General features: G+C 59.9%; 10 protein-coding genes and 1 pseudogene. 5 read left to right on the top strand and 6 right to left on the bottom strand.

The genetic code is table 11. The features are described from left to right. Nucleotides 1–26: 26 nt before the first annotated feature. Nucleotides 27–935: pseudogene (locus tag AB3G35_RS08185) on the bottom strand (LysR family transcriptional regulator). Nucleotides 936–1,039: 104 nt separating this feature from the next. Between AB3G35_RS08185 and AB3G35_RS08180 the strand changes: the two are divergent. From AB3G35_RS08180 to AB3G35_RS08160, 5 genes are all read left to right on the top strand, one after another. Beyond that, nucleotides 1,040–1,639 (top strand): short chain dehydrogenase, encoded by a 600-nt coding sequence (locus AB3G35_RS08180; protein ID WP_095040785.1) that lies wholly within the window; start codon nt 1,040–1,042, stop codon nt 1,637–1,639. Nucleotides 1,640–1,807: 168 nt separating this feature from the next. After that, complete coding sequence (locus tag AB3G35_RS08175; RefSeq protein WP_203304676.1) at nt 1,808–2,479, top strand: COG3650 family protein; 672 nt, start codon at nt 1,808–1,810, stop codon at nt 2,477–2,479. Between the two features lie 91 nt (nt 2,480–2,570). Beyond that, complete coding sequence (locus AB3G35_RS08170) at nt 2,571–4,181, top strand: NAD(P)/FAD-dependent oxidoreductase (protein WP_095040783.1); 1,611 nt, start codon at nt 2,571–2,573, stop codon at nt 4,179–4,181. Between the two features lie 357 nt (nt 4,182–4,538). Continuing rightward, nucleotides 4,539–5,717 (top strand): Na+/H+ antiporter NhaA, encoded by a 1,179-nt coding sequence (gene nhaA, locus AB3G35_RS08165; protein WP_106116209.1) that lies wholly within the window; start codon nt 4,539–4,541, stop codon nt 5,715–5,717. A 73-nt stretch (nt 5,718–5,790) separates the two neighbouring features. Beyond that, nucleotides 5,791–6,390 (top strand): hypothetical protein, encoded by a 600-nt coding sequence (locus AB3G35_RS08160; protein ID WP_369782486.1) that lies wholly within the window; start codon nt 5,791–5,793, stop codon nt 6,388–6,390. 72 nt (nt 6,391–6,462) lie between these two features. Here the strand turns inward: AB3G35_RS08160 and AB3G35_RS08155 are convergent, their stop codons facing one another. The 5 genes from AB3G35_RS08155 to AB3G35_RS08135 all read right to left on the bottom strand — a co-directional run bounded on the left by AB3G35_RS08155 (nt 6,463) and on the right by AB3G35_RS08135 (nt 11,653). Continuing rightward, entirely contained in the window at nt 6,463–6,927 is a 465-nt protein-coding gene (locus tag AB3G35_RS08155; RefSeq protein WP_083369803.1) for a glycine zipper 2TM domain-containing protein, read from the bottom strand. 190 nt (nt 6,928–7,117) lie between these two features. After that, nucleotides 7,118–7,765, bottom strand: coding sequence for a pyridoxamine 5'-phosphate oxidase (pdxH, locus tag AB3G35_RS08150; protein ID WP_016779725.1), 648 nt, complete (start codon nt 7,763–7,765; stop codon nt 7,118–7,120). Nucleotides 7,766–7,788: 23 nt separating this feature from the next. Further along, nucleotides 7,789–8,913, bottom strand: a complete 1,125-nt coding sequence (locus AB3G35_RS08145; RefSeq protein ID WP_106116210.1) for an OmpA family protein — start codon at nt 8,911–8,913, stop codon at nt 7,789–7,791. A 108-nt stretch (nt 8,914–9,021) separates the two neighbouring features. Further along, on the bottom strand, nt 9,022–10,167 hold the full coding sequence (locus AB3G35_RS08140; RefSeq protein WP_016779723.1) for an EstA family serine hydrolase: 1,146 nt from the start codon (nt 10,165–10,167) through the stop codon (nt 9,022–9,024). Between the two features lie 340 nt (nt 10,168–10,507). After that, entirely contained in the window at nt 10,508–11,653 is a 1,146-nt protein-coding gene (locus tag AB3G35_RS08135) for a serine hydrolase domain-containing protein (protein WP_134049433.1), read from the bottom strand. Nucleotides 11,654–11,727 lie beyond the last annotated feature (74 nt).

Genomic DNA, 11,727 nt, shown 5'->3' with positions numbered 1-11,727 from the left:
CCGTTTTTTTGTGCCGGGAGTTCGGGTTAAAGCTGGTCGATGGCCTCACCACTGCGCTGGAACCAGCCTACCAGGTAATCTGCCAAAACCTGCGTGCGCTTGGGCAACCCACCCTGATAGGGATGCACCAGGTACATGGGGTTGCTGCGGGTTTGATAGTCACGCAGTAACCCGCGCAAGCGCCCATCGGCCAATTCACTGCTGAGCATATACGACGGCAAGCGGGCGATACCGGCACCGATCACTGCGGCCTTTTTCAGCAGGCTGTAATGGTTGCTGGCAAACGGCCCCGAGACCCGTACCCGGTGCAGCTCATGCTGACGGTGGTACTGTCATTCTTCGCGGCCGCTGTAGTGGCTGTTGAGCAGGCAACGGTGCTCGGCCAGTTGTTGCGGTGCAGTCGGCTCGCCGTATTGCAGCAGATACTCAGGGCTGGCACAGGTGATTTCGTGCCAGTTGAGCACCTGTTTGGCCACCAGCCGCTCGTGGTTGGCCACCTGCGAACGGATCGCCAGATCAAAACCTTCCCGCGCCATATCACGATAGCTGTTGTTGAGTTCCAGCTCGATCTGCACCTGCGGGTATTCACTGGAGAACTCCATCAGCAGCGAATCAAAGAAGGTTTCGCCCAAGGATACCGGCACCGTCATGCGCACCGGGCCGACCATATCTTCTTTCAACCGGGCCAATGCCTGACGTGCCCTCTCCACTTGCACCACCAGCGCCCGGGCTTGCGGCAATAACGCCGCGCCTGCGGCAGTCAGGCTCAAACGCCGGGTGGTGCGGTGCAACAACACCACTGAAAACTGCGCTTCCAACAGGCTGATGCGCTTGGACAGCTGCCCTTTGCTACACCCCAGTTGCTGGGCGGCCAGGGTAAAGCTGCCGGCGTCAATCAGCACCGCAAACGCCGCCAGGTCATCCATTTCGCTCATGGATTGTTTCCATATGAAAACCAAAGGTTGCCTATTAGTGCGCTTATCGCAGCAAAAAACCACTACTAGACTGAGTGCTTCTCTTATCCAAATAGGCACGCACCATGAAAATCCTGTTGATCGGCGCTCACGGCACCATCGGTTCAGCCATTCACCGCGAATTGTCGCCACGCCATGAGATCGTCGAAATTGGGCGAAAAAGCGGCGATTATCAGGTCGATATCAGCGACAGTGCCTCCATACGCCAGCTCTTTGAACAAACCGGGAGCTTCGATGCGTTGATCTGTGCTGCGGGCAACGTCAAGTTCGCTGCCCTGGCTGAAATGAGCGAGAACGACTTTGCCCTGGGCCTGCAGGACAAGTTGATGGGCCAGGTCAACTTGCTGTTGATCGGCCGCGAATATGCCAACGATGGCGCCTCGTTCACCTTCACCAGTGGCGTGATCAACCGCGAACCGATTCGCACCGGCAGTTCGGCGGCACTGGTCAACGCGGCACTGGACGGTTTTGTCAAAGCGGCGGCCATTGAGTTGCCACGCGGGTTGCGGGTCAACTCGGTGAGCCCGACGGTGCTGGAAGAGGCGATGGACAAATACGCGCCCTACTTCCGTGGGTTCAAACCTGTGGCCGGTGCCGATGTAGCCCTGGCCTACGCCAAAAGTGTCGAAGGCCTGCAAACCGGGCAAACCTATATCGTGGGCTGAGCAAAACCTGTGGGAGCGGGCTTGCTCGCGATAGTCTCGATGCGGTCCGGCTGACAAACTGCGCCGCCTGCATCGCGAGCAAGCCCGCTCCCACATCAATCGGGCCAGCCCCCTTGTGATGCATCGCCAGGCTGAGTAACGTGGCGGCACCCTTCAGGAGTGCCCATGATGCGTGTTGCCCGTCCCTTAGTTTTGTTCGCCTTGCTGCCCGTGTTTGCCGGTTGCCAGATGTTCAGCAGCAAACCCGTCGACACCACCGCCGGCCAAACCCGCCTGCAGGGCGAGCTGGTAACGGCCAATGACCAGTTGGTGTTCCAGCCGTGTGTCGGCCAACAGCGTTATGTGGTGCGTGACAGCGCCAACACCACCCTGGTGCAGGACGCGTCTTACATGCCCAATAAACCGGGCAAATTGTTCGCCGATCTGCGCGGCAACTTTGTGGCCAGCAAAACAACTGGCGCCGAGGGCGAAGTGCTGGTGCAACAGCTCTACCGCCTGGAGCGCAACAGCAGCGGCTGCCAGGACCCCAATTTCAAGCAACTGACCGTACACGCCAACGGCAATGGCCCGGCCTGGGAAGTGCAAGCCGGCGGCAAGGGCATGGTGCTCAAGCGCGAAGGCCAGCCGGACCTGGCCCTGCCCTACGTTGAAGAACAGGTTGGAGATGGCCGCTTCTCCCTGTCCACCGAAGCCAACAACCAGCGAATCGAGCTATGGGTGGCGCCGCAACGTTGTACCGACAGTGCCAATGGCAGCGTGCAGCACCTGGGCGCCGAGCTACGGATCAACGGGCAAGTACAGCGCGGCTGCGGTTATTTTGGTGGCGCGCGTAACGACTGATCGATAACTGTTACCGCAAATTTCCCCAAAGCAGCTTACAATTGCCGGTTCTGCCAGGGTTTACCTGGCCCCCCGATACTGGACACTGTCAATGTTACGAATCACCGAACTCAAGCTGCCGATCGACCATCCCGATGAAGACCTGCGCCCTGCCATCCTGCAGCGCCTGGGCATCGAAAGTGATGACCTGGTCGATTTCACCTTGTTCAAGCGCAGCTACGATGCGCGTAAAAAATCGTCGGAACTGTGCTTTATCTACACCATTGACCTGAGCGTGCGCGATGAAGCGCCGTTGCTGCTCAAGTTCGCCGACGATCGTAACGTCAATCCAGCACCGGACGTCAGCTACAAAGTGGTAGGCCAGGCGCCGCAGGATCTGAGCGAACGCCCGATTGTGGTCGGTTTTGGCCCTTGCGGTATTTTCGCCGGGCTGTTGCTGGCCCAGATGGGCTTCAAACCGATCATTCTTGAGCGCGGCACCGAAGTGCGCCAGCGCACCAAGGACACCTGGGGCCTGTGGCGTAAAAACGTGCTCAACCCCGAGTCCAACGTGCAATTCGGCGAAGGTGGCGCGGGCACGTTCTCCGACGGCAAGCTCTACAGCCAGATCAAGGACCCCAAGCACCACGGTCGCAAGGTGCTGCACGAGTTCGTCAAGGCCGGTGCGCCGGACGAAATCCTCTACGTCAGCAAGCCGCATATTGGCACCTTCCGCCTGACCGGCGTCGTGGAAAACATGCGCCAGCAAATCATCGCCCTGGGCGGCGAAGTGCGCTTCCAGCAACGGGTCACCGATGTGCTGATCGATAACGGTCAACTGACCGGCGTGGTGCTGGCCGACGGTGAGCAACTGAACTCTCGCCACGTCATCATGGCGCTGGGCCATAGCGCTCGCGACACGTTCCGCATGCTCCACGATCGCGGCGTTTATATGGAAGCCAAGCCGTTCTCGGTAGGTTTCCGTATCGAACACCCGCAGTCGTTGATCGACAGCGCACGCCTGGGCAAGTACGCCGGCCACCCGAAACTGGGCGCTGCCGATTACAAGCTGGTGCACCACGCCAAAAACGGCCGCTCGGTCTACAGCTTCTGCATGTGCCCGGGTGGCACCGTGGTTGCGGCCACCAGCGAGCCAGGCCGTGTTGTGACCAACGGCATGAGCCAGTATTCGCGTAACGAGCGCAATGCCAACTCGGGCATCGTGGTCGGCATTACGCCGGAAGACTACCCGGGCGGGCCATTGGCCGGCATCGAGCTGCAAGAGCGCCTCGAATCCCACGCCTATGTGCTGGGTGGCAGCAACTACGAAGCACCGGCGCAACTGGTGGGTGACTTTATTGCGGGCAAGCCGTCCACGGCCCTGGGCAGCGTCGAGCCGTCCTACAAGCCGGGCGTGTCCTTGGGTGATTTGGCCCTGGCTTTGCCGGACTTCGCCATTGAAGCCATCCGTGAAGCCTTGCCGGCCTTCGAGAAGCAGATCAAGGGCTTCTCGATGCACGACGCCATTCTCACCGGCATCGAAACCCGTACCTCGTCGCCGCTGCGCATGACCCGTGATGCGTCGATGCAGAGCCTCAACGTCAAGGGCCTGTTCCCGGCGGGTGAAGGTGCTGGCTACGCTGGCGGGATTCTCTCGGCTGGTGTTGACGGCATCCGCATTGCCGAAGCCGTGGCTCGCGACATTCTGGGTATCGAAGCCTAGGCTTTGACCCGGCAGGGGCTGTACCCCTGAGATGTGGGAGCGGGCTTGCTCGCGATGCATACCTACGGTTTGCCTGACAGACCGCAGCGCTTGTATCGCGAGCAAGCCCGCTCCCACACTGTCACCGACTTGTCCTTCTTCAGACTGGATCCTTGCTCAAAAACCGGCAAAAACCAGCCTATTCCCGATAGCCTTATCAGGCACAAAACAGACTCAATTTGACACACAACTGCTAGGCTCTTGAGCGGTGTGTGAGCACGCCCGTGCTTATAACAAAAAAGAATATAGTTTTTGTTTTAACCACTAACCCCACGGGTTAGGGTGTCGCACCTTTTACCTAATTGATGGAGAGCGACCTTGCCTCTGCGTAGCACTTTCACTCGTTTCTTTCAGTTGGAAGCTGCCAGCGGTCTGCTGTTGATTGCCGCGGCCGCTCTGGCTCTGATCGTCAATAACTCACCGCTTTCCCATTACTACACGGCCTTTCTGGACGTGCCGGTAGCGGTGCAAATCGGTGCCCTGCAAATTGCCAAGCCTTCGCTGCTGTGGATCAACGATGGCCTGATGGCCTTGTTCTTTCTGCTGATCGGCCTGGAGGTCAAGCGCGAACTGCTCGAAGGCCAGCTGTCCAAGCCCTCGCAGGTGGTGCTGCCCGGCGCGGCAGCCATTGGCGGCATGGTGGTACCGGCACTAATCTACTGGTTTATCAACAAGGATTACCCGGACGCACTCGGCGGCTGGGCCATCCCGATGGCCACGGATATTGCTTTCGCTCTCGGCGTGCTGGCTCTGCTGGGCAAGCGTGTGCCGGTGTCGCTCAAGCTGTTTCTGATGACCCTGGCGATTATCGACGACCTGGGGGCGATCATCGTGATTGCGGTGTTCTACTCCAGCGAGCTGTCGGGCGTGTCCCTGCTGCTGGCGGCAGCCTGCCTGATCGTGCTGATTGCCATGAACCGCATGGGGGTGATCAAGGTCGCGCCTTACATGATCGTCGGCCTGATCCTCTGGGTGTGTGTGCTCAAAAGTGGTGTGCATGCCACGCTGGCAGGGGTGACGCTGGCATTCTGCATCCCGCTGCGCACCAAAAACTCCGAAACTTCACCGTTGATGAGCATTGAGCACGCCCTGCATCCCTGGGTGGCTTACGCGATCCTGCCGTTGTTTGCCTTCGCCAATGCCGGCGTATCACTGGCAGGGGTCAGCATGCACAGTTTTGTCAGCCACGTGCCGATGGGCATTGCGGCAGGCTTGCTGATCGGCAAAACCCTTGGCGTGTTCGGCCTGACCTGGATCGCCATCAAGACCGGCATGGCCGCCCTGCCCGCAGGCGCCAATTGGGGCCAGGTATTTGGCGTCGCCATCTTGTGCGGTATCGGCTTCACCATGAGCCTGTTTGTCGGCTCACTGGCGTTCGTCGCAGGGAGCGATTATGTGGGCATGGACCGCATGGGCATCCTCACCGGCTCTATCCTCGCAGCACTGATCGGCTATGGCGTTACGCTGTTCTTCAGCCGTAAACAGCCGCTCGCGTGATCCTGCCTTAGTCACTGGCACCGAGGGCAACGGCGTTGCTCCCGGTGCGTGCAAGGCGCCAGAAGAGATAAACGTGGTCGATAAAATGCAGATTGTGCAATACGCCGGCATCACGGTGATGTTCCCGGCAGCGCTGGTGATTGCGGCCTGGCTGTGGCTGGGTGCCTCACGAAAAATCGCCTTGTTGTGGATGGGCGTGCTGGTAACGGCCTACCTGGTGGTGGGGGCCAGCAAGATCCTGTTCAAGGGCTGGGGCATTGGCCTGCATGAACTGGGTATTGCCGTGTTCAGCGGTCACGCCATGAACGCTAGCCTGGTCTTCACCGTGCTGCTCAACCTGCTGTGCCAGCAGCTGGATCCGCGCTTGCGCTGGCCTGCGCTCGGGGTCGGGTTGCTGGCGACCTGGTGGTTCGCCATCCACTACGTCGCCCACACCATCCACCCGTTGCCGGAAGCCATCGCCGGCGCCCTGATAGGCTCGGTCGCCGCTTGCGTGTTTGTGTTGTGCCTCAAGCCATACAACGTCAGCCAGGTGCCGAGGCCCGCTCTGACACTGGGGCTGGCCGTGGTCATTGCGTTCAGTTGCATGCCCAAGTACACGGCAGAGCGCTTGCTGGACCATATCGCCATCACCCTGTCAGGGGCACCACAGGCCTTCAGGCACTCGTCCTGAGCTGTTTTGCAGGCATAAAAAACCCCGGCCAGTTCGCACTGGCCGGGGTTTTGTTTGTGCGCTGTCCCGGTTTTACTGGGTAACGCGGCTGGTGCCGTCAACGGTCATGATGCGCACGCGCTCACCGGTACGGAACACCTGGTTCGGCTCAACCTGCTGCACATAGGCGCGGGTGCTGCCGTCGTCTTCACGCACGGTGATTTCTACACCCTGGGTCTTGGTCAGGCCCGACTCGGCTGCCGAACCCAGCAGGCCACCCGCCACTGCGCCGATAACGGCGGTAACGATGCTGCCACGGCCGCCACCGATGGCGCTGCCACCCACGCCGCCGATGACCGCACCGGTTGCCGCGCCGATTGGGGTCTTGGTGCCTTCGATCTGTACAGGGCGCAGGGCAACGATGGTGCCCATACGAACGGTCTGCACACGTCGGGCTTCATCACGCGAATAGCTGTCGCCGGTCAAGTTGGAGGTGCAGCCGCCCAACAAGACGGTCATGGTAGAAAAAGCAGCAACCAACAGTACGGACTTACGCATAGGATCAACTCCAAAATATCAGGGATTCATTAAACTCCGCCGCCGCAAACCTGTCACGGTACAGCGCGGATAAAAGGCCTTTATTCAGCATCTGTACAGTAAAAACAACGCTGCAGGCCATTTCAAAACTTAGCAAAGCGTAGCGCGTAATAGCCATTTTGCATGACGCGCCCTGGTGCCGAGAGAGCGCTCAGGGTGCCAGGCGCTCACGCACCCAGTCAGCACCTTGGCGCCGATAATTGAGGCGGTCGTGCAAACGGCTGGGTCGCCCCTGCCAAAACTCGATACGTTCCGGCAACAAACGGTAGCCACCCCAGTGTTCGGGGCAATGGGGCTGGCTGTCACTGAAGCGCGCTTCGGTGGCCTTGAGCAGCTCGACCAGCTCATCACGATCAGCAATCACCTGGCTTTGCGGCGAAGCCCAGGCCCCGATCCGGCTGCCCAGGGGGCGCACCTGATAGTAGGCATCGGACTCTTGCGCCGTGACCTTGACCACCTGCCCTTCAATGCGTACCTGACGCTCCAGGGTAGGCCAGAAAAAGGTCATGGCCGCAAACGGGCGCTCGCTTAATTGCTGGCCCTTGGCGCTGGTGTAATTGGTGAAAAAGGTAAAACCCTGTTCATCCAGCCCCTTGAGCAGCAGCACCCGGCAATGCGGGCGCCCTTGGGCATCCACCGTGGCCAGGGTCATGGCATTGGCCTCGACCGGAGGTTGCTCGGTCTTGACCGCGTCGCCGAACCACTGATGAAACAACGCGAAAGGCTCGGCCGGGGCCTGAGCCTCGGCCAGCCCGTCACGGGTGTAGTCACGCCGCATATCCGCCAGTGCTTGAGTCATGCCCCAATCCTTCCTTGCGTCTGTCAGTTCTTGGCCTGATCGTTGGCGGCAACTTTCTTGTCTGCAGCGGCCTTGGCTTTAGCCACTACCGGCTTTTTGGCAGGCGCAGGCTTGGCGGCTTTTTTGGCTGGTGCAGCTTTTTTGGCCACAACGCCTTTCTTGGCGGGTGCTGCTGCGTTCTTTTTGGCAACGGAAGGGGCAACGGCAGGTTGCACCGCAACCAGTTCGGCCGGGGTCAGGGCTGGCTGGCTGTATTTGCTGACCAGGGCCACCATGGTGGCTTGCGGGGTCATCAGAATTTCAACCCGACGGTTCAAGGCACGACCTTCGTTGCTGTCGTTGGCTGCGCGCGGCATCACCGAGCCCATGCCACGCAGGGTCAGGCGGTTACCTTGCAAACCGCTCATGCGGAAGATCGCCGCCACCGATTTGGCACGGTCCAGACTCAGGCGGGTATTGGCTGCCATTGCGCCCGACGAGTCAGCATGGCCCAGTACCAGCACGGCGGTTTTTGGATCGCCTTCCACCACCTTGGCCACCCGGGTGAACGGGCCCAGCATGGACGGCATCAGCAAGTCCGGGCGGGTTGCCTTGAACGAACTGTCAGCCGCAGCCACGATAATCAGCAGGTTCTCGCGACGCTCCAGTTGCAGGTTGGTGTCTTTGATCGCAACGCGCAGGCGTGGCTCGTATTCGTCCAGCCAAGCCTGGGTGATTTTTGGGTCCGGCATCGGGATCACACCGACCGGCACGGCCTTGGAGTCCTTGGCATCGCCGCCAAATGGCCACCACCAGTTTTTGCCCGAAGAAGCAGCGGCTGGCGCGGCAACAACGGCCACTTTTTCTTTCTCGACCGGGGTGTCTTTTTTCGCAGTATCAGAGCCAAAAGGCCACCAGCTGGAGCCGCTGTCTTTGGCTGCTGCGCCAGCAGGGGCTGGAGCCGCGGCAGTTTTGGCAACCGGCGGCGTGGCCTTGGCATCTGCAGGCTTGGCCGCAGCAGTGACGTTTTTATCCGCCGGAGTCGATGCTTGATCAGACGAGCCCAACTGCCACCATTTGTGGCCACCTTCGGCGTCATTCTGTGGAGTTTGTGCGCAACCGGTAATAGCCAGGCACAGAGCCAGGGCGAGGGTCTTATTAGATGACATTGAATATCCACACAATGAATTAAGAATAAAGAGGCACTAAGCCCATAAAAAAACGTATTGGATACAGAAAAGCTACAGAGTTCCGACCTACGGCCTACAAATCCCCTTTTATAAGCACTCAGCCAGCGCTGCGACCAGCTTTTGCGCCCGCGGATCCATCAGAATATAAGGCCCCAGGGAGTTGGTGACAAAACCAAAGGCCACCTCACGATCCGGGTCGGCAAAGCCAATCGAACCACCTGCCCCCGGATGACCGAAGGCTTTTGGCCCCAGGCCGAATGTCGCGTTGGCCACGGTCGGCTGATCCAGCATGCAGCCCAGTCCAAACCGGGTTTGCGTGAGCAAGGTTTTATCCTCGCCAACGCTGTGCTCGCGGGTCAACTGCTCGAGCATTTCAGCCTCCAGCAGGTGGCCGTCGAGCAAACCGCTGTAGAACCCGGCAAGGCTGCGGGCATTGCCGTGCCCATTGGCTGCAGGCTGCTCCATACGACGCCACTCAGGTTTATTGGTACTGGTCATGATAGACGGCGGATTGGTGAATGCCCGAGTACTCATGGAGGAGGGCTCGTTCATCATGGTTTTCAACAACCGCTGGGCCGACTCATCGCCCATCGTGCCCTTGGTGCGAGCGATATGGGCCACCCGGTAAAACTCTTCATCAGCCAGGCCGACATGAAAGTCCAGCCCCAGCGGCCTGGCGGTGCGCGCCATGATCGACTGGCCCGCACTGCGACCGTCGGCGCGGCGAATCAACTCGCCCACCAGCCAGCCATAGGTGATCGCGGCATAGCCATGACCTTCGCCCGGCGTCCACCAGGGAGCTTCGGCGGCCAGGGCATTGACCATGGTCTGCCATTCATACAAGGCTTCGGCCGGCATCAGCTCACGCAGTGCCGGCAAGCCTGCGCGATGGCTCAGCAACTGGCGCAGGGTCACAGTTTCCTTGCCCGCAGCAGCAAACTCGGGCCAGTAGCGAGCCACGGGGGCATCGAGTTCCAGCTTGCCCTCTTCCACCAGTTGCAGCGCGGTGACGGCGGTAAAGGGTTTGGTGCATGAAAACAGATTGACAATGGTGTCTGTATGCCACGGCTGTTCGCCGTCCTTGTCTGCCGTACCCGCCCACAGGTCGAGTACGGTTTCGCCACCGATCTGGATGCACAGCGCCGCGCCGCGCTCTTGCGGATCATTGAAAAGATCGGCAAATGCCTCGCGCACTGTTTCGAACTTGAGGTCGTGAAAACCCTGAATCTGCACCCGCACCTCCTGGTTAAAGCATGGCTCTACAAGGCGTGCATTGTTCCAGCACCAGTAGGATTTTGAAACAGAGCAACGCGCTCTGGGCGCACAATTTTTGTGCGCTGCGGAGTCGGCGGGCAAAGTATCAGTACGGGAGTGGTTTTTTTGTGAAAAAAGGCAAAAAAGCATCGCAACAATCTCGTAGCAGCTGACTCGCGAAGCGAGGCTGCGTTCGGCGGCGAAGCCGTCGTAAAACCTGACTTGCGGGTATAACTGACATACCACAGGGTCTGATTTCGCGACGGCTTCGCCGCCGAACGCAGCCTCGTTCCTTCGCCAGCGGCTACAAAGATAGTACCTACAGCGCCGCGTAGACCAAAGGCGCCAGTTTCTGCACCCGTGGGTCCATCAGCACATGACTGCCCATGGTGGTGGTGACGAAGCCAAAGCTCACGTCACGCTCAGGGTCGGCAAAGGAAATCGGCCCGCCCAGCCCTACATGGCCAAATGCTTTTGGCCCCATGCGATGGGATGCTCCCGGGTCCGCCGGTTGCTCCATCATGCAGCCCAGGCCATAGCGCATGGGCCGCAGCAGCGTGCGGTCCATATCGTTACTGTGCTCGCGGGTGAATTCCGCGAGCAGCTCAGGCCCCACCAGGCGCCCGCCCATCAGCGCGCTGTAGAACCCGGCCAGACCATGGGCGGTGCCGTGGCCATTTACCCCTGGCTGGCGATATGCCCACCAGCGCGGGACGGCGGTTAGTCGTGAAGAAATAGAAGGGTTGGTAAAGGCAAGGGTCGCCACATGCTCGGGCTCGTCGACCATTACAGTGCGCAAGTCCTGGGCGTACTGGTCGCCTACCCGCCCGTCTGCACGCTCGAAACAGGCAATACGGTGGAAGTGCTCGGCATCAACGCCCATATGCACCTCAAGGTTGTTGGGCTCGGAAATGCGCTGGCGAATAAAGGTGCAGGGGTCGCGGCCGTCGGCCCGGCGAATCAGCTCGCCAATAATCCAGCCATAGGTCGTAGCGCCGTAACCGACGTCGGTACCCGGTTCCCACCACAAGGGCTCGGCCGCTACGACGTCGGCCATTGCATCCCAGTCGTACATGATGGGCGTGCGACTGGGCAATCGCAGCGCCGGGATACCAGAGGTATGGCACAGCACCTGGCGCAAGGTGATGTGCTGCTTGCCGCCCTGGGCAAATTCCGGCCAATAATGGGCAACGGTCTGGTCCAGCTCCAGCTTGCCCTCTTCCACCAGCATCAGCGCCGCGATGGCGGTGAAGGGTTTGATGCAGCAATAGGTGTTAACCAGCGTGTCATGATGCCAGGGCTTGTTGCCCTCAAGATCCGCCACGCCCGCCCATAAATCGACAACCGTTTCGCCGCCGACCTGCACACATACCCCGGCTCCACGCTCCTGAGGATCATCAAAGATCGCCTCAAAGGCTTGCTGAACGGCTTCGAACCCACTTGCACACTTTCCTTTCGCTTCCATCTCGAAGACTCCCTTCAGTAGGAATGGAAGACCTTAGTTTTAAAGTGGGAATTGAACAGGAAGAACGCCCCGAT

It is taken from the genome of Pseudomonas sp. WC2401 (assembly GCF_041200115.1).
GTDB classification, from domain to species: Bacteria; Pseudomonadota; Gammaproteobacteria; order Pseudomonadales; family Pseudomonadaceae; genus Aquipseudomonas; species Aquipseudomonas fragi.
This window is presented reverse-complemented; position numbering and strand designations above follow the sequence as displayed.

Bases quoted from the DNA above. Each gene is read 5' to 3' on its own strand.
- AB3G35_RS08155 (WP_083369803.1), bottom strand. From the start codon at position 6,927: ATGCGTAAGTCCGTACTGTTGGTTGCTGCTTTTTCTACCATGACCGTC.
- AB3G35_RS08175 (WP_203304676.1), top strand. From the start codon at position 1,808: ATGCGTGTTGCCCGTCCCTTAGTTTTGTTCGCCTTGCTGCCCGTGTTT.
- AB3G35_RS08135 (WP_134049433.1), bottom strand. From the start codon at position 11,653: ATGGAAGCGAAAGGAAAGTGTGCAAGTGGGTTCGAAGCCGTTCAGCAA.
- AB3G35_RS08145 (WP_106116210.1), bottom strand. From the start codon at position 8,913: ATGTCATCTAATAAGACCCTCGCCCTGGCTCTGTGCCTGGCTATTACC.
- pdxH (WP_016779725.1), bottom strand. From the start codon at position 7,765: ATGACTCAAGCACTGGCGGATATGCGGCGTGACTACACCCGTGACGGG.
- AB3G35_RS08180 (WP_095040785.1), top strand. From the start codon at position 1,040: ATGAAAATCCTGTTGATCGGCGCTCACGGCACCATCGGTTCAGCCATT.
- AB3G35_RS08170 (WP_095040783.1), top strand. From the start codon at position 2,571: ATGTTACGAATCACCGAACTCAAGCTGCCGATCGACCATCCCGATGAA.